General features: G+C 42.5%; 25 protein-coding genes, 2 tRNA genes and 1 pseudogene. 3 read left to right on the forward strand and 25 right to left on the reverse strand.

What is annotated here, in order from left to right; genetic code table 11:
* Window positions 1–3: 3 nt before the first annotated feature.
* The 4 genes from QFZ81_RS29410 to QFZ81_RS29425 all read right to left on the reverse strand — a co-directional run bounded on the left by QFZ81_RS29410 (window position 4) and on the right by QFZ81_RS29425 (window position 2,566).
* Window positions 4–1,746 (reverse strand): methyl-accepting chemotaxis protein, encoded by a 1,743-nt coding sequence (locus QFZ81_RS29410; protein WP_307605621.1) that lies wholly within the window; start codon window positions 1,744–1,746, stop codon window positions 4–6.
* Window positions 1,747–1,900: 154 nt separating this feature from the next.
* Window positions 1,901–1,989, reverse strand: a tRNA-Ser gene (locus tag QFZ81_RS29415).
* Window positions 1,990–1,997: 8 nt separating this feature from the next.
* Window positions 1,998–2,073 (reverse strand) — tRNA-Asn (locus tag QFZ81_RS29420).
* 19 nt (window positions 2,074–2,092) lie between these two features.
* Complete coding sequence (locus tag QFZ81_RS29425) at window positions 2,093–2,566, reverse strand: SprT family protein (protein WP_307438826.1); 474 nt, start codon at window positions 2,564–2,566, stop codon at window positions 2,093–2,095.
* Window positions 2,567–2,680: 114 nt separating this feature from the next.
* Between QFZ81_RS29425 and QFZ81_RS29430 the strand changes: the two genes are divergently transcribed.
* The 3 genes from QFZ81_RS29430 to QFZ81_RS29440 all read left to right on the forward strand — a co-directional run bounded on the left by QFZ81_RS29430 (window position 2,681) and on the right by QFZ81_RS29440 (window position 4,078).
* The gene (locus QFZ81_RS29430; RefSeq protein WP_307438824.1) at window positions 2,681–3,034 is read left to right on the forward strand and encodes a hydrolase/acyltransferase; all 354 of its coding nucleotides are present in this window, start codon (window positions 2,681–2,683) and stop codon (window positions 3,032–3,034) included.
* A gap of 119 nt (window positions 3,035–3,153) precedes the next feature.
* A complete protein-coding gene (gene cmpA / locus QFZ81_RS29435) occupies window positions 3,154–3,318 on the forward strand; it encodes a cortex morphogenetic protein CmpA (protein WP_090818813.1) in 165 nt (54 codons plus the stop codon).
* Between the two features lie 253 nt (window positions 3,319–3,571).
* Entirely contained in the window at window positions 3,572–4,078 is a 507-nt protein-coding gene (locus QFZ81_RS29440) for a hypothetical protein (RefSeq protein WP_307605622.1), read from the forward strand.
* Window positions 4,079–4,728: 650 nt separating this feature from the next.
* Here QFZ81_RS29440 and QFZ81_RS29445 read toward each other — a convergent pair.
* The 21 genes and pseudogenes from QFZ81_RS29445 to QFZ81_RS29545 all read right to left on the reverse strand — a co-directional run bounded on the left by QFZ81_RS29445 (window position 4,729) and on the right by QFZ81_RS29545 (window position 23,885).
* The gene (locus QFZ81_RS29445; protein WP_307607074.1) at window positions 4,729–6,987 is read right to left on the reverse strand and encodes a Tex family protein; all 2,259 of its coding nucleotides are present in this window, start codon (window positions 6,985–6,987) and stop codon (window positions 4,729–4,731) included.
* A 135-nt stretch (window positions 6,988–7,122) separates the two neighbouring features.
* Window positions 7,123–7,473 carry a type II toxin-antitoxin system PemK/MazF family toxin gene (locus QFZ81_RS29450; RefSeq protein ID WP_028553893.1) on the reverse strand — a complete coding sequence of 117 codons (351 nt, stop codon included), beginning with the start codon at window positions 7,471–7,473 and terminating at the stop codon, window positions 7,123–7,125.
* 3 nt (window positions 7,474–7,476) lie between these two features.
* On the reverse strand, window positions 7,477–7,758 hold the full coding sequence (locus QFZ81_RS29455; RefSeq protein WP_028553892.1) for a CopG family ribbon-helix-helix protein: 282 nt from the start codon (window positions 7,756–7,758) through the stop codon (window positions 7,477–7,479).
* 232 nt (window positions 7,759–7,990) lie between these two features.
* Window positions 7,991–9,181, reverse strand: coding sequence for an alanine racemase (gene alr / locus QFZ81_RS29460; RefSeq protein ID WP_307438815.1), 1,191 nt, complete (start codon window positions 9,179–9,181; stop codon window positions 7,991–7,993).
* Window positions 9,182–9,263: 82 nt separating this feature from the next.
* Window positions 9,264–10,628 (reverse strand): YecA family protein, encoded by a 1,365-nt coding sequence (locus tag QFZ81_RS29465; RefSeq protein WP_307605623.1) that lies wholly within the window; start codon window positions 10,626–10,628, stop codon window positions 9,264–9,266.
* 85 nt (window positions 10,629–10,713) lie between these two features.
* Window positions 10,714–11,172 carry a hypothetical protein gene (locus QFZ81_RS29470; protein ID WP_307605624.1) on the reverse strand — a complete coding sequence of 153 codons (459 nt, stop codon included), beginning with the start codon at window positions 11,170–11,172 and terminating at the stop codon, window positions 10,714–10,716.
* An 11-nt stretch (window positions 11,173–11,183) separates the two neighbouring features.
* Window positions 11,184–11,714, reverse strand: coding sequence for a DUF6036 family nucleotidyltransferase (locus QFZ81_RS29475; protein ID WP_307438806.1), 531 nt, complete (start codon window positions 11,712–11,714; stop codon window positions 11,184–11,186).
* A gap of 121 nt (window positions 11,715–11,835) precedes the next feature.
* Window positions 11,836–13,023, reverse strand: a complete 1,188-nt coding sequence (locus QFZ81_RS29480) for an outer membrane lipoprotein-sorting protein (RefSeq protein ID WP_307438804.1) — start codon at window positions 13,021–13,023, stop codon at window positions 11,836–11,838.
* Window positions 13,024–13,176: 153 nt separating this feature from the next.
* The gene (gene rfbC, locus QFZ81_RS29485) at window positions 13,177–13,722 is read right to left on the reverse strand and encodes a dTDP-4-dehydrorhamnose 3,5-epimerase (RefSeq protein ID WP_307605625.1); all 546 of its coding nucleotides are present in this window, start codon (window positions 13,720–13,722) and stop codon (window positions 13,177–13,179) included.
* A gap of 146 nt (window positions 13,723–13,868) precedes the next feature.
* Window positions 13,869–13,994 (reverse strand): hypothetical protein, encoded by a 126-nt coding sequence (locus tag QFZ81_RS29490; protein ID WP_307438800.1) that lies wholly within the window; start codon window positions 13,992–13,994, stop codon window positions 13,869–13,871.
* An 82-nt stretch (window positions 13,995–14,076) separates the two neighbouring features.
* A pseudogene (locus QFZ81_RS29495) lies at window positions 14,077–15,484 on the reverse strand (undecaprenyl-phosphate glucose phosphotransferase).
* A gap of 6 nt (window positions 15,485–15,490) precedes the next feature.
* Entirely contained in the window at window positions 15,491–16,357 is an 867-nt protein-coding gene (locus QFZ81_RS29500; RefSeq protein WP_307605626.1) for a glycosyltransferase family 2 protein, read from the reverse strand.
* A gap of 104 nt (window positions 16,358–16,461) precedes the next feature.
* Window positions 16,462–17,412 carry a glycosyltransferase family 2 protein gene (locus tag QFZ81_RS29505; protein WP_307605627.1) on the reverse strand — a complete coding sequence of 317 codons (951 nt, stop codon included), beginning with the start codon at window positions 17,410–17,412 and terminating at the stop codon, window positions 16,462–16,464.
* The gene (gene rfbD / locus QFZ81_RS29510; protein ID WP_307605628.1) at window positions 17,399–18,259 is read right to left on the reverse strand and encodes a dTDP-4-dehydrorhamnose reductase; all 861 of its coding nucleotides are present in this window, start codon (window positions 18,257–18,259) and stop codon (window positions 17,399–17,401) included. Before rfbD ends, QFZ81_RS29505 begins: the two co-directional genes overlap by 14 nt.
* Window positions 18,256–19,278: a dTDP-glucose 4,6-dehydratase gene (gene rfbB / locus QFZ81_RS29515; RefSeq protein WP_307605629.1), complete on the reverse strand. Its 1,023-nt coding sequence runs from the start codon at window positions 19,276–19,278 to the stop codon at window positions 18,256–18,258. The genes rfbD and rfbB overlap by 4 nt, the downstream gene beginning before the upstream one ends.
* A gap of 20 nt (window positions 19,279–19,298) precedes the next feature.
* Window positions 19,299–20,168, reverse strand: coding sequence for a UTP--glucose-1-phosphate uridylyltransferase GalU (galU, locus tag QFZ81_RS29520; protein WP_307605630.1), 870 nt, complete (start codon window positions 20,166–20,168; stop codon window positions 19,299–19,301).
* A 17-nt stretch (window positions 20,169–20,185) separates the two neighbouring features.
* Window positions 20,186–20,731 carry a dTDP-4-dehydrorhamnose 3,5-epimerase gene (rfbC, locus tag QFZ81_RS29525; protein ID WP_307605631.1) on the reverse strand — a complete coding sequence of 182 codons (546 nt, stop codon included), beginning with the start codon at window positions 20,729–20,731 and terminating at the stop codon, window positions 20,186–20,188.
* A 15-nt stretch (window positions 20,732–20,746) separates the two neighbouring features.
* Window positions 20,747–21,490: a sugar phosphate nucleotidyltransferase gene (locus QFZ81_RS29530; protein ID WP_307605632.1), complete on the reverse strand. Its 744-nt coding sequence runs from the start codon at window positions 21,488–21,490 to the stop codon at window positions 20,747–20,749.
* 2 nt (window positions 21,491–21,492) lie between these two features.
* Window positions 21,493–22,284, reverse strand: a complete 792-nt coding sequence (locus QFZ81_RS29535) for a glycosyltransferase family 2 protein (protein ID WP_307605633.1) — start codon at window positions 22,282–22,284, stop codon at window positions 21,493–21,495.
* A gap of 31 nt (window positions 22,285–22,315) precedes the next feature.
* On the reverse strand, window positions 22,316–23,119 hold the full coding sequence (locus QFZ81_RS29540) for a sugar phosphate isomerase/epimerase family protein (RefSeq protein WP_307605634.1): 804 nt from the start codon (window positions 23,117–23,119) through the stop codon (window positions 22,316–22,318).
* Window positions 23,100–23,885 (reverse strand): Rossmann-fold NAD(P)-binding domain-containing protein, encoded by a 786-nt coding sequence (locus QFZ81_RS29545; RefSeq protein ID WP_307605635.1) that lies wholly within the window; start codon window positions 23,883–23,885, stop codon window positions 23,100–23,102. Before QFZ81_RS29545 ends, QFZ81_RS29540 begins: the two co-directional genes overlap by 20 nt.
* Window positions 23,886–23,890: the final 5 nt, after the last annotated feature.

Below are 23,890 nucleotides of genomic sequence, written 5' to 3' on the forward strand. Positions count from 1 at the left end.
CAGCTACTTCATTTTAAAGTAAGAAACAGATTCATTCAAAGTATCTACAACGGACCTAAGCTGTTCGGAGGCAGCAGCAATATTCTGCATCATCGCTAACTGCTCCTCTGTTGCAGCAGCAACCCCTTGGGATTTGTTCAAAATATGCGTTGAACTCGATGCCGATTGATCCATTGTCGCAGAAATCTCCTCGGAGCTTGCCGACATTTGCTGGGTAATCGCTGAAGTCTCATGAATTTGCGTCACAATGTGTGTCACCGATTGCATGATGGTATGGAAGCTTAGGTTCACTTCCTGCATCATGCTCGATCCCGCGCTAGCTTCCTGTTTGGTTGCATTCATAGAATTTGAAACACTGGCGATCTCTACTCTCGTCTCATGAATCAACTGATTAATTCCCTCTGCTGACTCGATAGATTGCGATGCAAGCTTACGAATTTCATTCGCAACAACGTTAAACCCTTTGCCGTGCTCACCCGCTCTAGCTGCCTCGATGGAAGCATTCAGTGACAACAGATTCGTTTGATTCGCAAACGTTGTAATGCTCGATGCAATAAGACCAATCTCATCGGATTTGCGTGTTAAGGATTGTACGGTTTGTGAAAGCTGCTCTACTGATTTCAACATGTTCACAATTTGCTGCTGCAGCTTCCCAAGCAAGTCATTTCCAAGCTCGGCATGACGAGAAGTTAGGGAGGAGTGCTCCGCCATAACGCCTGAATTTTCAGCCACTCTTTGAATCCCAATGGCCATTTCCTCAATCGCTCGGCTCGTTTCTGCGCTGCTTCTTGCCTGCACTTCGACGTCCTGCGTCATCTCTTGAATACTGATTGCGACATGCTCAGAAGCCGTGGCCGATTCCTTGGAACTATCCGAAAGCTCGTTAGAGGCATCCTGTACAAATTGGGTATTGTGAGCGATCGTGCCGATCAAACCTTTAATTTTCGAAACCATACTATCTACCGATTCTGTGATTTTACCTAGCTCGTCTTTGGCGTACGTTTGCTGAGGCTCGTGAGTAAGATCCCCTGCAGCTACTTGTCCGGTTAACTTCACGATTCTACTGATCGTTTTCATTATTTTACTAATAATTATCCATCCTGCTGTCGTGAGTAAAATGATAATCATAGCGATAGATATGTAGATCGTTTTTGCCGTTTTATCATTTTGAGCCTTGATCTCTTCAATACTTGATTTCGCATAGGCATCCAAAATTTCACCGATTTGATTCATGCCCTCGCGGCCTTTTTCGAAAGTTGCTATTAATTTAGCATCATTAATAATCCCTTTTCCAGTACTCGACGACTGAACAACGGCATTCGCTTCTTTCGCCCATTGGTCAAATGACGTATGAAAGCCAGCTATGTTCTGCTCAATGGTTTGCTTCGTCTCTGTATGCGCTGTTTGTAACAACTGTTTGGCATTTATTATATCAGCCGCTTGTCCAACCCTTGTATTCGTTTGATCGATGTTGTCTTTTAAAGCTTTAAGCTGTTTCGTCTTCTCTTCCGCAGTCAACGTTCCCGAAACCAACAACTGGTAAGCCGTCAACGCCTGATACATATCGCGATCTGCATTCAAGATAAGCGAAGTGCTTTTATTCGTAGTTTCATAAAGAGATGAAGCTAATACTTCCGTATTGGACTTACTTTGCTGCAGTAAAAACACACTTGTGCCTAGATACAGCATGGAAGGAACTAATAGCAATAAAAGGAGTCGTACACGTATAGATAACAATTTTGCCACAGAATTTGCCCCCGTCATTAATCTATTTTTGATCATTATAACGGAAAATAGTTTAATAGATGTTAGAAAACTGTTAAAAATGAATGTAATTAACTAACAAAAATAAGCTCAACGGCATGAATGCCATTGAGCTTATTTCCATCTAATTCGGATACGGAGAGAGAGGGATTCGAACCCTCGCACCGCTTACGCAGTCTAACCCCTTAGCAGAGGGTCCCCTTATAGCCACTTGGGTACCTCTCCAAAGATACTGGCTCCCCGAACAGGACTCGAACCTGTGACAACTCGATTAACAGTCGAGTGCTCTACCAACTGAGCTATCAGGGAATGAATAAGTTTTATTTTATTATGAAGGCGTTAGTAAGTCAAGTGTATACGATTTCAATTTTCCCCTACATTTTCCACATGCATATTTCCGGACGTCCGTTTTGCGTTTGCGGAAGTATTCGGTTTTGCAATTAACGCATTCCAACCTGTATTTATAGGACTGTTTCTGGGAAGCCCGCGGCAGCGAACGGCAGAACCTGGTACCTCCAACTTGCGCCAGCAAGGTTTTGAAATCATGATCGCGATGCTGGTAGCCACGCTTCAATATATGCAAATGATAATGACAAAGTTCATGCTTAATGATTTTCTCAATTTCATCTCGTCCAAATGTCTCCCACTGCATCCAACTGATTTCGATATCATGGGATTTGGTAAAATAGCGCCCGCCCGTCGACCTTAATCTCCGGTTAAACCGCGCCTGATGTACAAAAGGCCTCCCAAACGATGCCATAGAGATCTGCTCGATCCATTGCTGCAGCTCCCGATCCTCCATCCCCATTCGCTCCTTTGACAAGTTCTCACTTGAATTTGTACCGTATGTACGGCTATACTGTCAAGTAGAAAAGAAGATCGAAAGCTTTCTAAAGAAAGGATTTGAACAACCCTTATGCCGCAAATGCGATATGTCATTCTTAAGTTCGAACAACAAGTAGAATTCGTTGAAATGCCATCTTCATACTCATATCAATTGACAGCTCTGAATCAAAGATTGCACAAAGAATTAGAGAAATTGACCGCTGACTCTGTCCCTCAGCTTCCACGGGTTATTGCAGAATGCGACGACTTGGAATTGATTGGCACAGCGCATACTCTAATTCAAGGTTTAGATTACATTAATCGTTTGGAAAATACCTTTGCTGGCATCCAGGAAAAGTCTTATCCGCTTATTTCCTTATTAACTGAAATTCGCGCGCTTCAAGCCCAGCTGGAACAGTGGTATGAAGAGGAATTTGAGGGTTAATCTTTAAGAGAGCGATTATAAAGCACTTAGCAAAAAAGTAACACAAATCAAAAGGACCTGCACCCATCGAAGCAATCCCTCATATGCTATTATTACATGGCGAAGAAGGGGATGGGCATATGCCGCAATGGCTCTGTAATCAATTAATGCGGGCCTTCCAGAACAAAAACCGCAGACAAATCCGATTGCTGAATGATAGCTGGTACTTTTACCGCACCCGCCGCTCACAAGAGGAGTGGCCTGACACCCAATCGACGGACGGACCGGGCAAGCGTAAATTTTGATAAAAGAGCTAGTACTTGCGCGAAGCGGGTGCTGGCTTTTTTGCAATGTCCATTTACATAGTGAAAACAGAACAACGTACTACTTGCTGAGAAAAGTAAACATTTGTTAAAAAAAGGTTGCATATTTGAAATGTGCCCTCTATACTGTAAATAAATGTAATAGATTATCGGAGTGAAGCACACTCGATCTCGCAGAATTTCTGCGGTTCGGATGTGCTTTTTTTCGTACATAAAAAAGGGGGAGTCGATTATTATGCCACGTAAAACAAGAGGTTGGTTAAGAAAAATGCGTGAACTTGGATTGGGGCGACACGGGTTTGGTGGTTGGATGAGTGGTTCTGAATTGATGGTTCAGCGGGGGAATTTAAGAGAGATGGCGGTAGTTCAAGAGCGGCAGGGCAGGAACAATATTGTTCAAAGGCAACCGGGATTAGTGCAAGGCAAGATAAGTGTAGTTCAGAAAAATAATGTTTATGTGATGCTTCCGAGGAAGCCAGTTGCTGAAATACCGCCTCTCTCCCCCCTCGCCAGCCTAGAAATCAACAAGTGGGAGTTAAGGAAGCAGCTTATTATACAAATAGCCACGCGTCGTAGTGGCAAAATTAGACTGCGGGATGTCGCTGCAGAATGCAATGTAAATATTCGTATCGCAGCAGAATGGCTAAAACGCCTTTCCCTTGAGGGCATGATCTCTCTTGTAGCTGGTCAGCGGAATGTAATGGTTTACTCTTTAAAGGATGTGGGGCGAGTTCATAAATAAACACATTTGCCCCTATATGGGGGAGTATGTATGAGTACTTGTTGGAGAGGATGATGTCGGGTAAGTGATGGAGATGACGCTCGGAGGTGGGCGTTATGAGTAACTTAAGGAAGGATGATGTGGAGATTGGTTGATGTCGAAAACGCCTCTTGTGTGGGCGTACGAGTAACTTAAGGAAGGATGATGTGGAGATTGATTGATGTTGGTAACGCCTCTTGGGTTGGCGTCGAGTAACTTAAGGAAGGATGATGTGGAGTTTGGTTGATGTCGGTATCGCCTCTTGGGTGGGCGTACGAGTAACTTAAGGAAGGATGATGTGGAGATTCGTTGATAACGGTAATGCCTCTGGGTTGGGCGTACGAGTGACTCCCCACTCTAAACCCCCTCGTTCCCGAATAGGAGTCTCTAAAAGCTGTTATTTGAGCAATTTCGACCAAAAATATTTAAATAGAAGTCTCTACAAGCTCTTATTTGTAAATTTCATTATTAATATTCCCATTTTTCCCCGAATAAGGGTCCCTAGGAGCTTCTATTTATCGAAAATGCAAAGATACTTGAGGTTTAGCAGCCTTTGGAAGCTCTAATTGGCCCAGCGATAAGCCTACAAAAAAAGCAGCTGGGAGCATAACGCTGCCAACTGCTGCTGATTCTTATTGCTGAGGCTTTTTCATGGTCAAGCCAACGCGACCTTTTTTCTCGTCTACGTTAAGCACCCATACTTGGACGATGTCCCCAACGGACACCACATCCATGGGGTGTTTCACGAAGCCGTTCTTGAGCTGCGAGATGTGCACCAGCCCATCGTTCTTAATGCCGATATCGACGAAGGCACCGAAGTCGATAACGTTGCGCACCGTGCCGGTCAATTCCATGCCCGGCACAAGGTCTTCAAGCTGCAGCACATCGGTACGGAAGATCGGCGCAGGGACTTCGTCCCGCGGATCTCGCCCAGGCCGCTGCAGGCTGTCTAAGATGTCCCGCATCGTCGGGACACCTACGCCCAGCTTAGGAGCCAGTTCCTCTGGCTCCAGCGTCTGCAGCAGCGCTAGCAGCTGCTGTGAGCCAAGCTGCGCTAGTTCCAGGCGCAGCTCCTTGAACAGCCGATCCACCACGTCGTAAGACTCCGGATGGATCGGGGTGTTGTCGAGCGGGTTGCGGCCGCCCGGAATCCGCATGAACCCGACACACTGCTCGAAGGTTTTCGCGCCGAGGCGCGGAACCTTCGACAGCTCCTGTCGGGAGCTGAACTTGCCGTTCTCCTCGCGATACTTGACGATGTTCTTCGCCAGTGTCGCGTTCACGCCCGACACGTACGAGAGCAAGGACGGGGACGCCGTGTTCAGGTCCACGCCGACATGGTTAACGGCCGACTCTACGACGGCCTTCAAGTTCTCGTCCAGACGTTTCTGCGAAACGTCATGCTGGTACTGCCCGACGCCGATGGCCTTCGGCTCGATCTTCACAAGCTCCGCGAGCGGGTCCTGCAGCCTCCGCGCGATCGAGATCGCGCTGCGCTCGGCTACGTCGAGCTCCGGGAATTCCGTCTGCGCCAGCTTCGACGCGGAGTATACGCTCGCCCCCGCTTCGCTTACGATCAAGTACTTGAGCTTCTGCTCCTTGATCTCGGCAATCAGCTCCGCAACAAACTGCTCCGTTTCACGGGAAGCCGTCCCATTACCGATCACGATCAGCTCGACGCTGTGCTTGCTGATCAACTGCTTGAACTTCGCCTTAGCTTCCGCCACCTTATTATTTGGTGGCGTCGGGTAGGTGACGGCGATTTCAAGCATTTTACCGGTGTCGTCAATGACGGCCAGCTTACAGCCTGTCCGGTAAGCTGGGTCGACACCCAGCACCACGTGCCCTTTGACTGGGGCTTGGAGCAGCAGATTCCGCAGATTTTCCGCGAAAATCTTAATCGCTTGCTCCTCGCCCATCTCAGTCATTTCACCACGCACTTCGCGTTCAATCGAAGGTGCGAGTAACCTTTTATAAGCGTCTTCGACAACAGAGCGAAGCACGTCGCGAACAACTGAATCACCTTTTACGACTTGCCTAACCATATAATCGTGAATTTTATCGACGGCAACATCCAAGCCAACCTTCAGAACTTCCTCCCGCTCCCCACGATTAATCGCGAGAATACGGTGAGGCGGCAAGCGTTTAACAGGCTCTTGATACGCATAATACATCTCATATACAGATTCAGCCTTTGCATCTTTTGCCTCGGAACGTAAAATCCCCTGATCATGCGTATATCTACGCACCCAAGTTCGAATCTTAGCATCATCCGCGATATTCTCCGCAAGAATATCCATTGCGCCTTGAATCGCCTCTGCGGCGCTTCCTACCTGCTTGTCCGCGTTCACATAACGCGCTGCTTCTTGCTCCAGCGAGCCTTGACGAGGCTGCTTCCAGATCCATTCCGCTAGCGGCTCTAGACCGCGCTCTTTGGCAACGCTCGCTCTCGTTTTGCGCTTTTGACGGAACGGTCTGTACAAATCTTCGATTTCCTGCAGCTTCGCAGCGCCTTCAATCGATTTGCGCAGCTCATCCGTTAACTTGCCCTGCTCATCAATCAAACGAACAACCTCGATCTTACGATCCTCTAGGTTACGCAAGTATTGTAACCGATCCTCGATATCTCGCAGCTGATTCTCATCTAGCTCCCCGGTCATCTCTTTCCGGTAACGAGCGATGAATGGAATCGTGTTGCCCTCATCAAGCAGCCCCATCGTTGTCTTCACTTTGCCTGCGGGCAGCTGCAATTCAGCAGAGATCTGCTTCAGGATACGCTCCTGGATCTCTGCTTTCTTTTCTTCAGAGATCTGTACTTTCTCCCTTGGCTCCTCATACTCACTAGCCTTTGTCTTCTTTCCCTCTGTCTCGCTCAACTTTTGCTCTTCCATTTCATTAGCCTTTATCTTCAACTCTTCCGTATTTGCCACAAACAGTTCCCCCACTTCTATTCATTTTTATTCCTATGTATGTATACAAACCAAAAAACGAGGGAACCAATCACCCTCGTCCGTTCCTGATCCTATTCAAAATTCTATCAGTCCCACACTAATCTGCAAAGCGTCGTCCACCTTGCGCATCGTTTCTTCATCCAAATGCGTAATTTTGTCCGTTAGCCGTTGCTTATCGATCGTTCTGATTTGTTCAAGCAGAATCACCGAATCTCTGTCGAAACCATGCGTTTCCGCGTCAATTTCAACATGCGTGGGAAGCTTCGCCTTCTGGATTTGAGCTGTAATCGCTGCAACAATCACGGTTGGGCTAAAGCGGTTGCCGATATCATTTTGGATCACTAGAACAGGACGAACCCCTCCCTGCTCCGACCCTACAACCGGCGAAAGATCTGCGAAAAATACATCACCACGTTTCACAATCACTGCTTACACCCCGCTTACTAAGCGATCAAGCGTACCGTCCGCTTCTTCCTCCGCTTGAAAAGCTTCAGATGCCATGCTGAGATTTATTTTCGCCATCTCCATATACCCACGCTGCATGGATTCGCGTAGACTGCGCTTTTTACGTTCAATTAAATACAGCTTCATTGCCTGGCGAATAAATTCGCTGCGATTGGAATTCTCCTTCTCGACAATACCGTCCACTTCTTGCAACAGATTGTCAGGCAAGCTAATCATGATCCTTTTCGTATTATGCGCATTGCTCACACTCTCGCACCCCCAGAAACGATACAAAGACAATATTACCAGTATGTCTTTCCAAAAACCAATTTATACAATAGATATATGCATCTAGTATATCAAATATGTTACACACTTGGATATAAGATTCCTACTTACATAGTATTCGATAGCCTATTTAGAAAATCCTCTCCATATAGCAGAAAAAATTAATGGTAAATTAATCTGAAACAGCAATTTTTTACACTTACTTTTACTTTTAGTAGCGATGCCGCATGAGAGGATTAATTGCATCTATACGTTTGCCGTCACGCACATACACACGCGCAACACGATGTGAAATCATACAAATGATTTCATAGTTAACAGTACCGAGCTGACGAGCGACATCTTCAACCGTAATGCGCTCTCCGTCTTGTTCCCCAATCACCACAACCTCGTCCAGAGACTGAACTTCCGGCACATCCGATACATTGATCATACATTGATCCATACAGATTTTACCGACGATCGGCACTCTTTTGCCCCGAACAAGAACCTCCGCTTTACCCGAGAGCATCCGAGAATACCCATCCGCATAGCCAATCGGCAGTGTCCCAATTTGTTCGTCGCCCTTAGTGTGGTAAATCGTTCCATAGCTAACTCCAGAGCCTGGAGGCAGCGTTTTAAGATGAACAATCCCTGTTTTGAGACTTAGCACCGGCTTTAATTCAATTTTCGCTTGATCCACATCCTCGGAAGGATACAAACCATACATCGAAATCCCCAAACGAACCATCGAATACGTCAAACCTGGCAAATCTATGGCCGCTGCGCTGTTGCCTGCATGTATATAAGGAAACTTTACACCTTTATCCGTAAAATAGCTCACAATTCGCTCAAAACGGCGATATTGCTCCATCGTATAGCTCTTATCTACTTCATCTGCATTCGCGTAATGCGTGAATAGACCCTCAACTTCCACATTCGGCAGCGTCAACGCTTGCTCAATGAATGGAATAGCATCCTCTTCCGTGTGCAAACCAAGTCGACCCATGCCCGTATCCAGCTTAATATGGATCTTTAGCTTCTTTTGTAGCGCCTCGTCTTCCATTTGCCCCTGAAAACAAAGCTTTTCGAGAACATCTCTACTATAGACAGCAATCGTCACATCGAGTTCACGCGCTCTATCAACCCCTTCTGGAGGCGTATAGCCTAGTACCAGAATTGGTGCGGTGATCCCTGCATTCCTTAGCTCCAACGCTTCATCAAAAAACGCCACACCCAAGTAATCCACACCCGCGGCGAGAACCTCTTTGGATACTTCAACAGCCCCGTGTCCGTACGCATCAGCTTTAACGACTGCCATCTGTTTCATTCCTGCCGGCAGTACCTTTTGAAAGCCTTCAATGTTGCTTCGCAGTGCATCTAACGAAATTTCTACCCACGTGGGACGATAAAAAGCATCCACCAGCGTTCACCTCATTTATCCATTACAAGTAAACCTATGTTAATCCTAATCACAAAAAACTGTCAACCTTACTTTTACAGACTTATAAACAACATTTCTTATATTTCTTCCCGCTCCCGCATGGGCAAGGGTCATTGCGTCCGATTTTACTATTACCAGAAACAGCCTTTAGATCATTCGTAGAATGGATGACACGAACTACCGCCGGCTTCTGCTGAGGTTGAACATTTTCATTAGCAAAATAGCGGAAAACGCGCATACCCGAATCTTTTACCGTCATGATACGTGGCGTTCTTTGAAAAGCATACTTGATTTCAGACTCCGGCAAATACTGCGCACTGACCAGATCAAAACGTATCAATACAGCTACAACAGAATGAAGAAAAACATCTGCACTAGTGTCAAGCAGCTTCCCAGATTTCCTATTCTTCTTCCATTCTTTTTGCACATCATGCTCGTGATCAACAGGCCAACTTGCTAGCACACTCGCAATCGGCTCTCTTAAGGCCTGGATCGCTTCAGGATAACCGCCCTCGTTAGATTCCTGCAAGTTTCCCCATTCAACGTTATTCCAAAGCGAATCTAATAGAACGACTGCCTGTTCCTTATCAGATAAAGCAAGAAATCTTACGCCCTGATTCGTAACTTCACACTGCTGCTTGCGCTCTGCTATCAACCCTAATGCTTCCGCTGCATAGAAAAAGAACTGAAACAAGGGCTCTTGATCCTGATTCAAAGTCGGTTTGCGAAAAAGATTCCATTGCAGCTTCTCGTCGAGCTCTTTCCAAAACTTCCGTGGCAAATGCTGTCTGGCCGGCGTCACTTTGATGCTCTTAGCATCCTGTAGGAAAGCCAAGAACTCCCTGAAATCCGCAACAATTTGAGGCACAGCGGTTTTGTTATCCATCCATTGCTCAAGTAGATTGTTATCAACCACAATAGGCTTCAGCTGTACAGATGCGGATCTAGGCTTTTGCTGAGCCAAGTAAGCGTCGATATCATTGGAATCAAGCCACTTTTTCATGGCCTTATCACTTTTCGCATTCATATATTGATCAAACCTGTCAGCGAAAAACTCCTTATAATTACACACTGCTAATACCTCAGCCCCCTGCAGAGCCGAAATCTTGGCTGCTTGCAGAAGATATTGCGTCCACTTTATGATAGCCGGAAGATAAATATCGACATCAGACTTCGAACTATTCAGCATTTTGCTAATATAGAAATAACCCAGAAAATCAACAATCGTTTCGCCCTGCAGCTGTGCATAATCCAACTCATAACGAACAAAATACTCCGTCGTCACAAATCGTATGCTATAAACATACTTTGCTACTGTCTCTGCTTTTAATTTGCCTTCCTCCGTAAGATACTTACTGAATAAGGCTGTTTCATTTTCCCAAAATAGTTGTAGTTCTTCCATTGTTAATTTATTCGTTGTTTTCATCAAAGACACTCCAATAACTAATTACTCCAAAGTTGCATTATACCAAAAAAACTCCCTTTATGGGGAGTTGGTTAAATCTTCTTGTTCAAGAATTGGCTAACGTTGCACCTATTTCCTTCTTCACTTCTTCTAATTTAGAGATAAAACTCCAAAGGAATTTCTGACTTCCTTCCAGAATATGTACAACTTTTGAACCTAATGACAACTTCGCTTGAAGCAGCTTTTGTTCGGAACGAATTTGTTCCGGAAATCGAACTACTTTCAATAAGTCCGTCAAAATAAACGAATTATATGGAAATAAATCCTTCATATGTTGCGCAAAATTATCGCCTAATAGTATGTAAGACTGCTTATCATGCTGTATGTACCAATCCGTATACTCAGGCAACATCCAAATGAAATATAAGGGATACTGATGACGTTCAGTTCCCTTGAATTCAAAGAGTTTATCTAGATTCTCCAAGGAAAGCTCCATATCAAACATCCGTCTTACATAGCTGCTCAGATATTGACGAAGATAATCCAAATATAACATTTTATCCATGGTTAGCCCCCTCAAAACATCCTATCATTCGATAGGTATTTTTCACCAACAACTGCCAAGTAGTTATTGTCTAAAATTTCGAAGCTTCCCCCGTAACCGTAACGAAACTCTCTATATTTGGATTTAAATTGCTCTATTGAGACAACACCTGATATTAATATTTCTTTTATATCCTCAATATCCTTATCTAAACCTCGACCAAGCTTAACCAAGGCAACATCCAGTAACCCTAATGTGAACACTAGAATACCTCCAAAATCCGCCTTTAATATCAACCGATCTCGATAATCTTCACATAGAAAAAGTATACCTTCATTAACGATTTGAATATCGTACTTTGAATAGCTCGCCACCCGAGTCGTATTTAAAATATCAACATCCGTTGTTTTCCTAGATGAATCAATCGTGAGAATAATGGATGCAGCGCCAATAACGATGATGGTCGTTCCAGAACGAAGCTCTTTGGCAAATAACTCTAATCTGCTCAAAATATCTTCTTTAGTTAGACCGTCATCCTTGTCAAATAAATTCAATAAGTCCATTCATTCATCACCTCTTATTACTCATTATACTTCACAAAATTGGTAATGAAAATAAGGGAAGACACCTGCTCATTTCGAGCAGTGCTTCCCTTTTTCGACTTATATTGATTCTATGATCATCTTATTTCCCAGACTGCCCCTCAGTCGCCATAGCGACTTTGATCATTTCATTCGTAGGCAAATCGCCAGTCGACAATCTGAACTCTACGCCGTCATTCGTCCAAGTGAGCGTCTTCTTCTCATCCCCCGTGAGCACGCCGATAGTGAATCCAAGATCAACAATCGTACCCGGCTGCAAGGACACTGATTTGGCCTGTGGTCTCACCTCGATGAGACTGAAGTTGTACTTCCCTTTGTATCTCAAAAGGACCGCTGCGTCCTCACCAAGCTTCATATCCGTGATATCCTGCTTCACCACTTCTTTCGGCAGGTAGGACGGCTCGATAATACCGATACTCTGAGCTTTGCTTGCCGCGGCAGTCGGCTTCGTCGTATCAGTACCTGTTTTAGTCGCTGCAGCCTTTTGCCCATCTTGAGCTTGGCCTGCAGCTTGATCGGATTGACCGCCTGTTGCTGACAGATTCTTATCTGTTACAGACTTACCACCTGTTGCTGGGTGATTGGCATCCGTAACGCCAACGTCAGCCATCGTAGGTAAAGACTTCAAATTCCAGCTGGTCATATTGCGCTCCATTTGGAAATAATCCTTGTCGAACTTAGCATCGAATTCAAAGCTCGTAAAATTCACCTGAACCAACACATTCTTATTCGCATCCGACACCTGAACCTGTTTAGGCGCCAATGTCTTCTTATTCAGCCAAATTTTCTGGCGTGACAGCTGCTCATTTTGATAATTGGCTGCAACATCGAACACATACGTATCATTATCTGTTGTAAATTGGCGATCCTTATCGGCAATTATGCTCTTCGCAAGAGACTGGAACAAATACACCTGCCCCTGATTCTCCGGCCAATCGCTTTGGAAGCGGAAGCTCTTCTTGAGATGCGGCGTCAGCACGAACACGCCCTCCTCATTACGCAGTACGATCTGCGTCACATCCTTCCCCGCATTCGTAAGCGAAATACGGTAGAAATGATCCGGCGAGTAAGCCACCTCCACCTGATACTCCTGCGGCTGCTGCCCCGTGTTCAAAATCATGCTTCCTGAAGCCTGATAGCTGCCCGACTTGCTGATCACATGATCCAAATCCTTTACAATAGATCCTGCATCCTTTTTGCCCATCCCGCATCCCGCGAGAACCAATGCTAAGCACATCACCACTGCTACCACCCATGTGACCCGGCGCATTCGATCATCCCCTCACTCATGATTAACATCAACATAGTACATGCATATGAGGGGACTTGGCCGATTATGCAGACGAGTTGGGGCTTGGCTAAATAAAGCAACAAAAATAGCCACTCCAAATGGAATGGCCCTAATGAGCTCTTTTGAATGCTGCTAAAAATTAATCTCCGCATCTTTAAGCAACGGGTGCTTCTGATCCTTATCCGATAAAATGGGATTAGCTGTCGGCCAATCAATAGCAATAATCGGGTCACTCCATAAGATTCCCCTATCATGGACAGGAGAGTAATACTCATCCACCTTGTATAGCACTTGAGTTTGGGGCTCAGTCGTACAAAACCCATGTGCAAATCCTTGAGGAACAAGAAGCTGGCGCTTATTAGCCGCACTTAGAGTAACGCCCACCCACTCACCGAAGGTAGACGAGTTTTTACGTATATCAACAGCCACATCATAAATAGCGCCTGAAACAACCCGAACTAGCTTCGTTTGTGCTTTAGGATTCAATTGATAATGAAGTCCACGCAAAACTCCAATTTCTACAGATAAAGAATGATTATCTTGAACAAAAGGAACATCTATTCCATGCTCCGCCAATTTCGCGCGATGATAACTTTCCATAAAAAAGCCCCGATGATCCCCATGAACATCAGGCTCAATAATAAATAATCCTGGCAGTTTTGTGGCAATAACATTCATCAGCTAGATCACCTCTGTAACTAACGTATGCATGATTATTTGGAATTGTCTCACTTTAACTTCCAGATTTCGACATTTTGAAAACAAAAAAGAGACTGCTTGGAGCTATAAATAGCCTCAGAGCCTCTTCATTTATGAATTACGTTTTACCACATATACACAACACTGGCAATAATGGCCGCCCAGATCAGGGAGCCGAACACAACACCAACAATCAATCCTTTGCCAACTGACAAATGATCATCCTGGTAAGCGTCTTCATGATCGATCATAAGAATAACCTCCCCGCATACTTAGTATATGCATAGTATGGGGAAGATGTTGACGAATCATGCGGTTGACGCGAAAAAATTTTTAGTACGCATTTTTATTAATAAAACCATTAATAATCGTTCTCCAAATAATTTTAATATCGAATAGAAAAGTCCAATTTTCAATATAAAAAATGTCATGCTTGATTCGTTCCTCGATAGAGGTATCTCCTCTGAGACCGTTGCTTTGAGCCCACCCCGTAAATCCCAGGACGAATATGATGCTTCACCATATACTTTGGAACTTCTTCCTTGAATTGTTCCACGAAATAAGGACGCTCTGGCCTTGGACCAACAACACTCATATGCCCAAAAAGCACATTAAAAAACTGCGGCAACTCATCCAGACTCGTTTGGCGTAGGAAGGTACCGACCTTCGTTCGCCGCGGGTCATTTTCAACCGTCCACTCCGTATTGGAGGCACTCTCTGCCAACACATTCATACTGCGGAACTTATACATCATAAACCGTCTACGGTTTAGACCTACGCGCTCTTGCTTGAAAATGATTGGACCTGGAGAAGTTAACTTAATAGCAATAACTGATGCAATCATAACGGGTAACGTAATTAGAATAGCCACACTGGCGAAAATAATGTCGAAAACTCGCTTAAAAAGTCGATTTCGGAACTCGTCTAGCGGGATATCACGCACGTTAATCAGCGGCATATCAGCAAAATTATCAAAATAAGGACGGGACGGCAAGAAATCATAAAAGTCCGGTATAATAAGCGTTTTGACACCAATTTTTTCACAGACATTGATAATACTGCCAAACTTGCGATGCGCATCTAACGGTAAAGCGATAATAACTTCATCGACGATGAGATCGTTCAGAATGGACTCCAGATCATCAATCTTTCCGATAATTGGCTTATAGCTCTGGTAAGTGACTTCGTGTTTCTCCTGATAATCATCAAGGAAACCGACTACTTCGTAGCCTAGCTCTGGATGCTGCCTCAGCTTGGTGTAGAACTGGCGGCCCAGTGAGCCTGCACCTAGAATAAGAATGAATTGCTTATTATAGCCCTTTTGACGGACGCGTTTCAGCGAAATTTTGATCATATAACGATAAAAACTGATGAAAAGGATATTGTTAACTAGAAATAATAAGAGATAAGAACGTGAAACGTCGACTTCTTTTAAAATGAACAAAACACTTAACAGCAGCAGCAAGCTGAATATGTGAACTTGGATAATTTTGAAAACCTCATAAGAGAACTGCTTTTTCCTTTTAGGTGTATAAAAGTTCATCATATAACTGAGTATAATTGCTATTATCGCGTAACTTACACTCCACATTATGTAATGCTTGAATGGAAGAGGAGAAACAAATGGGATCCAACCGCTTCTAAATTTCAGCCACCATGACAGTAAAAACACAAGCTGAATACATATGAAGTCGGCCAGTGCATAAAGTTGTGTCAAGAACCCCTGACTCTGTCGAATCAATGTAAATCACCTCGCTGGTCGTAGTTTATTTCTTGCTAAGGAGAGTATGAATTTTAAGCCAACACCTACATAAACCATCGCGTTCGTTAGCCAGGAATACTTCTTACGATAATGCTTATTATGAAACAAAATCATAGCCCTGTGGAACTCATATATGATCTTAAAAGGCTTCCTACGACTACTTGCGCCTTTGTGATGGACAATTTGAGTGCGAGGGTAATAATAATTCACCCAACCCGCTTCCTTTATTCTATAACACCAATCTATATCTTCACCATACATAAAAAATTCCTCATCAAGCATCCCCACTTGCTCAATAGCCTCGCGGCGGATTAGCATGAAAGCCCCAACTAGTGAATCAATTGGATAGGCATCATTAGGACTAAGATAACCCAATTGATATTGATTAAAACGAGGTGTGTTTGGGAATAGTTTAGAGAATCCGAATGCATAGTAAAAGGACGCTGAAGGCGTTGGAAAGCCCCGCTTACATGCTTTGTCGAGTGAACCGTCTGGAAGTACTATTTTGCAGCCGCTGGCTCCTACGGTAGGGTTCTCGTCCATGAAACGAAGCATGACGTCTAATGTGTCTGGTTGGACGATAGTGTCAGAGTTCAATAGAAGGACGTAACGGCCTTGGGCGATGAGGATCCCCTGGTTGTTGGCTCTGGAGAAGCCTACGTTTTCTGTATTTGCGATGCAGATTACTTGCGGGAATTGCTCAGTTGCCGCAGGGATGATGCCGTCATTTGAGGCATTGTCGATTAAGATGACCTCATATATGTAAGATGTAGCTGACGAAAAAACAGATTGTAAACAAGCTAACGTTAAGTCGCGTGTTTTATAATTTAGTACAATAATACTTAAATCCACATCAAAACCTCATTTATATTGATTTCATTACATTGATTATAACATGGGTTTATAAATTTTAGATTAAAAAAAAGACTAGCTTCTTTTAGCTAATCTTGCTTGGGTTATTTTATAAACCATCTGTTGATTTCAGAACTCACTATTTTTTGCTTGCTTTGAATGATACTGCGCTTTTTCCTTAGCTCTGAATACTTGCGAAAAAAGCTGGACCAAGCTCCAAGCAGCTTTGGTTCCCGCAAAAGAGCATAAGCAATGCTGAGACATTCATACACTAGCAGAGGAATGATATGCTTCAGCACCATTGAGATTCGATCGTTTTTCACCATCATTTTATATCGATTAATATACGATAATCTCCTGACAAAAAGCGGCTTACTGCTCCTACCGCCTTCCTTCCAACCTCGTTCGTGATAAGCAATAGCCGTTGGCTCATAGTAAGCCTTCCAGCCTAGTAACTGCGCTCGCCAAGCAACATCCACATCTTCTTTATACGCAAAAAAGTCCTCATCAAAAAATTCGCCATCTAAGCTAATATCATTAATCATTTCACGAGCATACATGGCAGCGGCACCAGATACACCAAAGACCTCTTCAGCATACACGAACTGATCGCTTGGCTGATGCACGCCGCGGTCAAAGGCTCTACGCGCCTTGTTAATGACTAGCCCCGTACTATCAATGTGAGTGGGATCTGCTTTGAATAGCAGTTTACCTGTCGCACTACCAGCTTGAGAATGATTTTTTAATGATTTTATAGTGTTAAGAACATAATCTGGTTCAAGAACTACATCCGGATTCAAGATCAGACAATAATCCGTGTCTGTCATCCGTATAGCCTGGTTATGGCCTCCAGCGAACCCATTGTTCATGGAATTCTGAATAACAATGCACTTCTCCGACCATTTTTCTAATTTCTCTATTGTATTGTCCTTAGAAGCATTATCAATCATTACGATTTGTTCAATTGGATGGGATTGCCTAAGGACCGCTTCCAAGCAATCATCGATATGTTCAGAGCTATTGTAAGTAACAATGTGAACACTAACGGTTTTCATCCTTACTCTCTCCTAGCTCTTTCAAAAATGCTCTAAGCCCCTCACGCCAAGGTCGCAAATCCTCAAAACCATTAGCACGGATTGCTTCATGTTCCATAGCAGAATTTCGGGGTCTTGGAGCAGGTCGCGGAAATTCTTCCGTCGTACAAGGATCTACCTTAATCTTCACGCCACTCTCCTCAAAGATCGCACAGGCAAAATCATACCAAGAGCAAACTCCGACATTTGAAGCATGATAGATGCCATAAAGTTCTGTCTGTACGAGCTGTTCTAGGAATACGGCAAGATCAACGGTGTAAGTCGGTGAGCCAAATTGATCACTTACAACTTTCAAGGAATCTCGGGTTTGAGCCAAATTCAACATTGTTTTGACAAAATTCGCACCATAAATACCATAGACCCAAGAAGTTCTCACGATGAAATATTTAGATGATAACGATTCTACATGCTGTTCTCCAGCTCTTTTGGACTTCCCATAAACACTTTGAGGATTGGTATTATCGTCCTCTCTATATGCATTCATAGCTGTACCATCAAACACATAATCCGTGCTAATATAGCAAAATTTCGCTCCTATGCTCTCTGCAGCCACAGCAAGATTCTTAGTTCCATCAGCATTGTCTCGATAAGCTATTGCTTCTTCCGTCTCGGCAAGGTCAACAGCAGTATACGCAGCACTATGAATGATAACATCTGGCTTCAAAGCATTCAGAACCCCTACACATTGACTTTCATTGGTAATATCCAGTTGCTCTCTCCCAAGACCGTGAACCTCATGCTTAGCTCTTAGCAGTTTTACAACATCTTGCCCAAGTTGACCATTAGCCCCGGTAACTACTATTCTCATTTTCCGGCACCAAGTCGTGAGCCATATTGCTCTGCAAAATATTTTTGATATTCACCCGTCTGAATTCGTTTCCACCAGTCTTGATTATCCAAGTACCAACGAATCGTTTCATGAATACCCGTCTCAAAATTATGCTTCGGCTTCCACCCAAGCTCCTCAGTAATCTTCGTCGCATCAATTCCGTATCGACGGTCATGCCCTGGACGATCTTTCACGAATTGCATCAAAGATTCTGGTTTACCCAGCTCGCGAAGAATAGTTTGTATAATTTGAATATTCGTTCTCTCATTATTACCGCCAATATTATAAACCTCACCGTTGATACCCTTATGTAGAACGAGATCAATCGCGCTGCAGTGATCTTCGACATATAGCCAATCTCTAATATTAAGACCGTCTCCATAGACTGGGAGAGACTTATCATACAATGCATTCGCAATCATTAATGGGATTAACTTTTCAGGGAACTGAAAAGGTCCATAGTTATTGGAACAACGAGTAATGTTAATCGGAAGTCCAAATGTCTCATGATAAGCGCGCACGAGAAGATCCGAACCTGCTTTACTCGCTGAGTAAGGACTGTTAGGAGATAAAGGAGTTTCTTCTGTGAAAAGACCTGTTTCACCAAGTGTCCCGTAGACTTCATCCGTAGAAACATGGACGAATTTCTTAACGGAATATTTTCTAGCTGCCTCAAGTAAAACTTGTGTACCCAGTACGTTTGTCTTCACGAAAACATCCGGTTCCAAGATACTGCGATCCACATGTGATTCCGCAGCGAAATGAACAACCGTATCGATACCCTGTTCGAACAAACTGTTCACTAGCTCTGCATTTGTGATATCACCTTTAACAAAAGTATAATGGCTATTGTTTTGAATGGAAGTTAGGTTCTCTAAATTCCCGGCATATGTTAATGCATCAAGATTAATAATTTCATAGCTAGGATAATGATCCAGCATATAGTGTATAAAGTTGCTGCCGATAAATCCGGCTCCACCAGTAACAAGTACTTTCATGTCAGTATAGCTCCCTATTTTTATTTAGTAGCAATAACCTGCTTTAAATATTCAAGCAAATCATTTTTTAAGTCAGGACGCTCTAATGCAAAGTCTATAGTAGTCTTTATAAACCCCAACTTTTCTCCCACATCATACCTTGTCCCAACAAAATCATAAGCATATACGCTTTCGGATTGATTTAATTCAGATATCGCATCGGTTAACTGAATTTCTCCACCACGACCAATTTGAGTAGTTTCTAAGATATCAAAGATTTTAGGAGTAAGAATGTATCTTCCCATAATAGCAAGTTTTGATTGGGTAACATCGCTAGTAGGTTTTTCAAATAGTTTCGTTGCTCTATAAACCCGTTCACTCATTTCCATTGCCTCAACTATACCATATCGCGAACGTTCCTCATCACTAACTTGTTTTACACCAATGATTGAGGAATTATAATCTCCAAATAGATCAATCATTTGCTTTAAACAAGGTGTTTCAGAAACAACGATGTCATCACCAAGAAGCACAGCAAAGGGCTCATCTCCTATAAACTTACGAGCACACCAAATGGCATGACCAAGCCCCTTAGGCTCCTTCTGTCTAATATAATGGATATCCACTAGTTTCGAGGGTTTTTGAACTTCATCCAGAAGTTCGAATTTCCCTTTATCAAACAAATTTTGCTCTAATTCAAAATAATTATCGAAATGATCCTCGATCGCCCTTTTCCCTCTACCAGTGACTATAATAATGTCTTCGATTCCAGAAGCAACAGCCTCTTCAACAATATATTGGATAGTTGGCTTATCTACAATTGGAAGCATTTCTTTTGGCATTGCCTTAGTTGCAGGAAGAAATCTTGTTCCTAGTCCAGCTGCTGGAATAATGGCTTTTTTTATCCTCATAAAAGCTTCCCCTATTTTTAAAAGTTTATTTCCGCATCCTTAAGCAGCGGGTGCTTTTGATCTTTATCAGAAAGAATAGGTTTAGATGTTGGCCAATCAATACCAATAGCCCGATCGCTCCAAAGTATGCCCCTATCGTGTTCAGGGGAGTAATACTCATCTACTTTGTAAAGCACTTGTGTATTAGAAACAATCGTACAAAACCCATGAGCAAAACCTTGTGGAACGAGCAACTGTCGCTTATTAGCCTCACTTAAAATAACTCCTACCCATTGTCCGAATGTAGAAGAACCTTTACGAATGTCTACAGCAACATCATAAATAGCACCCGATGCTACACGTACAAGTTTAGTTTGTGCTTTAGGATTCAGTTGATAGTGGAGTCCTCGCAAAACTCCGTTTTCCACAGATAAGGAATGATTATCTTGTACAAACGGAAACTCGATCCCGTGTTCTGCAAACTTTGCACCACTATAGCTCTCCATAAAAAAGCCGCGACTGTCTTCATAGACATCGGGCTCTACAATATATAGTCCTTCAAGCTTTGTAGAAATAATTTTCATCTGTGCAGGCACCTCCTATAATTTAAGTTTTCCAAATTCTTCGCCAAACAATAATTCTTTTGACAATTCATTAGCTTTTGCTAAAGAGGCATGTGTACCTGCGTCTGTCCACCAGCCTTGAAGAATATCGTAAGTAAGCTCATTCTTTTCGATGAACGCATTGTTAACATCAGTGATTTCTAGTTCACCGCGGTCTGAAGGTTTAAGCGTTTTTACAATATCAAATACTGAGCTATCATACATATATATTCCAGTTACTGCATAGTTACTTTTCGGAAGTTTAGGCTTTTCTTCAATAGATATGATCTTGTCTCCCTGCAACTCAGGAACACCATATCTTTGAGGATCTTGTACCAATTGAATAAGAATCTTAGCTCCATTATGTTGAGTCCTAAAGCCATTTACAAAAGGAGCAATGCTATCTTCAAATACATTGTCACCAAGAATGACCACCATTTTGTCATCGCCTACAAATTGTTGTGCCAAGGCAAGTGCTTGAGCGATTCCTCCAGCTTCATCTTGTACCTTGTAAGTAAATGTAACCCCCATTTCTCGTCCACTGCCAAGAAGATTTACCACGTCACCCATATGATCTTTACCTGTCACGATGAGAATATCGTTGATGTCAGCTTGCTTTAGTTTAGCTACCGAGTGAAAGATCATTGGATACTTACCTACAGGAAGTAAGTGTTTATTGGTTACTTTGGTTAGTGGATAAAGGCGTGAACCAGTGCCACCTGCAAGAATGATGCCCTTCATTATTATTCGCTCCTCGGATTGTATTTTCCAAATAAAAGCCCAAACAAAATTTTTATTAATAATAAATTCCCTCGTAAAGGACTAATTTTCGTAGGTATTTTTCCTTTTGGATATTCTCTCGCAACAGGAATTTCAACAACTTTATACCCTAAACGAGGTGCTTTTGCAGAGATATATGCTAATAATTCATAAGTACTAAATACATTTCGAAAAGGTTTTAATCTAGAGTCCATTAAAAATTTTCTTGAATGAGCACGAAACCCATTTGTGGTATCCGTGTATTTGAAGCCAGCAATAATGGATAAGTACGGAGCATGTATTAGTTTGATAGCTATTTTCCGAATTAGTGGAGTATTAACTTCTTTTCCCCCTGGTACATAACGAGAACCTTGTACGAAGTCCATACCTTTGTCGAGTTGTTCAATAAATAGAGGAATAGATTCCACACTATCTTTATTGTTTCCGTCAACAGTTATGATTCCCTCATAACCTTCAGATAAAGCGTAAGCAAAACCCATTCTCAGTTGAGCACTTAACTTACCTATATCTTTCTTTATTAAGATTGCCCTAACCCCTTTTGAAAAGAGAAATTCATGGTTCAGAGATCCATCCATACTTCCACCGTCTAATATTAGAATATCAATAACACTGGCAAAATGGCTTAATCTCTTTAGTTCTTTTTGAATCTTTTCGCCTTCATTAATGACAGGAATACACACGCAATATTTATGAGCTTTAGGTTTAAATTCAGTTAGTTCATATTTAGGAACTTCCCATTCCGAATTTACTTGCATATCTATAAACTCTCCTATCATTTTATAGTGTTTATTGAAGATAGGTTTTTGTTACAAACTCCAAAGCAGCTTTAACTGCAATAGTATCTGATTCCAGTGCATTGTTTTTCATTTCAATGGAAACCCAACCTTCATAATTTAAATCTTTTAGACAATCAGCAATAAATGTGTGATCATGATTTCCGACAAGGTTTAAATGTGGTTCACTAATATGAAAATGACCGATATAAGGAAGACACCTTTCAAGAATATCACGGGGTTCTTCTTTATTTATAAACATAGTTCCTGTATCAATCTGCAATTTCATACCCGGATGATTGACTTCTTGTACAAACTTCAATGCTTCTAAAGTCTCTGTTAAGAAATCACAACCATAAGCTATTGGATTAGCTTCAATACAAAAATACAGTCCTTTTTGAGCAGCTTTGTCTCCTAAAGCATAAAAAAATTCGATAGCATTCGCACGTGCTTTACGAGAATCCATTGTTCCTACAATTCGATTCTTAGGAGAACCAAATACAAGCGCTTTGGTTGACAGAGCTGAAGCCATTTCAATTATTGTTTGAAGGTAATCTAAAGTTTCAACTTGTTTATCACCGAATATTGAAAGATGTGGTTTTCCAAACAATAACGACTGCATGGCCACTAACTCCAAATTATTGCTTTGCCAATACTGTTGAAATTCAACAATTAATGTTGAATTAGCATTCTCAGGTTCGGGACATACTTTAGTCGGAGCAACTTCAACGCCCTTCACTCCAAAATCCTTTAATATATTAACTATTTTATTATTTTCTTTAGTATCCCAAGCGATATTAGAGATTGCCAGTTTCATGCTGCAGGCTCTCCAATCTAATCAAGTTCCGTATACCTTCAAAAACTTGTTCTTTTGTCAGCATATATTTACTTTCGTAATTAAACAAATTTGAATACAGACTCTTCATATCATAAACAACAGGCGCTTTTTCCGTGATAGTCGTAAATTCAATATCAAAGCAATTCCGAGCGATTTCATAAGTTGCAACAGGTTCGGTTGAAAAATTAACTAACTTTACTGCTTTACGTCTCACTACCTGTATATCATCCCAAAGTCGGGACATGTCATAAAATTGAAAAATGCTATTATGATGTGTAAGATGAAGACAATTATTGTGCATTAAGTCGTAAATGACATTTTTCTTCAAGCCAACTCCAAACAGGCCCGGAAGACGTATAATTGAGTGTTTGTCAAATTGTTTTTGTATAAATCCCTCTAACATAAAGCGATGTTTTCCATATGGATCCAATTCATCAAGAATAACATGAGTTTCTTCACTAACCCCTACAGGAATCTTGTAGACATCAACTGTCGATATAAGCACGAATTCTTCGGCTTCGATATCAGCTAAATGACTCATGAGCATTTGAATGTTCTCAAGATCCTTTTCAGGTTCTTGATTTGCTTTCCATTTCATTGCTGGAGCACCACAACAAATCACCAAAGAAAAATTCTTACCCCGAATATCTTCAATATTTTTGGAGTTATAATAATTATCAAAACTTGTTTGTCTAGTTAAGGAGCTGCCTACAAAGCCTGTAAATCCAATTAATGCCGTACTCATTTTTG

Origin of the sequence: Paenibacillus sp. V4I9, assembly GCF_030817295.1 — a bacterium.
In the GTDB taxonomy this organism is placed as follows: Bacteria; Bacillota; Bacilli; order Paenibacillales; family NBRC-103111; genus Paenibacillus_E.

Excerpts from the sequence above, each read along its gene's own strand:
- QFZ81_RS29425 (WP_307438826.1), bottom strand. The coding sequence starts at position 2,566 with ATGGAGGATCGGGAGCTGCAGCAATGGATCGAGCAGATCTCTATGGCA.
- QFZ81_RS29430 (WP_307438824.1), top strand. The coding sequence starts at position 2,681 with ATGCCGCAAATGCGATATGTCATTCTTAAGTTCGAACAACAAGTAGAA.
- cmpA (WP_090818813.1), top strand. The coding sequence starts at position 3,154 with ATGCCGCAATGGCTCTGTAATCAATTAATGCGGGCCTTCCAGAACAAA.
- QFZ81_RS29440 (WP_307605622.1), top strand. The coding sequence starts at position 3,572 with ATGCCACGTAAAACAAGAGGTTGGTTAAGAAAAATGCGTGAACTTGGA.
- QFZ81_RS29445 (WP_307607074.1), bottom strand. The coding sequence starts at position 6,987 with ATGGAAGAGCAAAAGTTGAGCGAGACAGAGGGAAAGAAGACAAAGGCT.
- QFZ81_RS29465 (WP_307605623.1), bottom strand. The coding sequence starts at position 10,628 with ATGAAAACAACGAATAAATTAACAATGGAAGAACTACAACTATTTTGG.
- QFZ81_RS29470 (WP_307605624.1), bottom strand. The coding sequence starts at position 11,172 with ATGGATAAAATGTTATATTTGGATTATCTTCGTCAATATCTGAGCAGC.
- QFZ81_RS29475 (WP_307438806.1), bottom strand. The coding sequence starts at position 11,714 with ATGGACTTATTGAATTTATTTGACAAGGATGACGGTCTAACTAAAGAA.
- QFZ81_RS29480 (WP_307438804.1), bottom strand. The coding sequence starts at position 13,023 with ATGCGCCGGGTCACATGGGTGGTAGCAGTGGTGATGTGCTTAGCATTG.
- rfbC (WP_307605625.1), bottom strand. The coding sequence starts at position 13,722 with ATGAATGTTATTGCCACAAAACTGCCAGGATTATTTATTATTGAGCCT.
- QFZ81_RS29490 (WP_307438800.1), bottom strand. The coding sequence starts at position 13,994 with ATGATCGATCATGAAGACGCTTACCAGGATGATCATTTGTCAGTTGGC.
- QFZ81_RS29505 (WP_307605627.1), bottom strand. The coding sequence starts at position 17,412 with ATGAAAACCGTTAGTGTTCACATTGTTACTTACAATAGCTCTGAACAT.
- rfbD (WP_307605628.1), bottom strand. The coding sequence starts at position 18,259 with ATGAGAATAGTAGTTACCGGGGCTAATGGTCAACTTGGGCAAGATGTT.
- rfbB (WP_307605629.1), bottom strand. The coding sequence starts at position 19,278 with ATGAAAGTACTTGTTACTGGTGGAGCCGGATTTATCGGCAGCAACTTT.
- galU (WP_307605630.1), bottom strand. The coding sequence starts at position 20,168 with ATGAGGATAAAAAAAGCCATTATTCCAGCAGCTGGACTAGGAACAAGA.
- rfbC (WP_307605631.1), bottom strand. The coding sequence starts at position 20,731 with ATGAAAATTATTTCTACAAAGCTTGAAGGACTATATATTGTAGAGCCC.
- QFZ81_RS29530 (WP_307605632.1), bottom strand. The coding sequence starts at position 21,490 with ATGAAGGGCATCATTCTTGCAGGTGGCACTGGTTCACGCCTTTATCCA.
- QFZ81_RS29535 (WP_307605633.1), bottom strand. The coding sequence starts at position 22,284 with ATGCAAGTAAATTCGGAATGGGAAGTTCCTAAATATGAACTAACTGAA.
- QFZ81_RS29540 (WP_307605634.1), bottom strand. The coding sequence starts at position 23,119 with ATGAAACTGGCAATCTCTAATATCGCTTGGGATACTAAAGAAAATAAT.
- QFZ81_RS29545 (WP_307605635.1), bottom strand. The coding sequence starts at position 23,885 with ATGAGTACGGCATTAATTGGATTTACAGGCTTTGTAGGCAGCTCCTTA.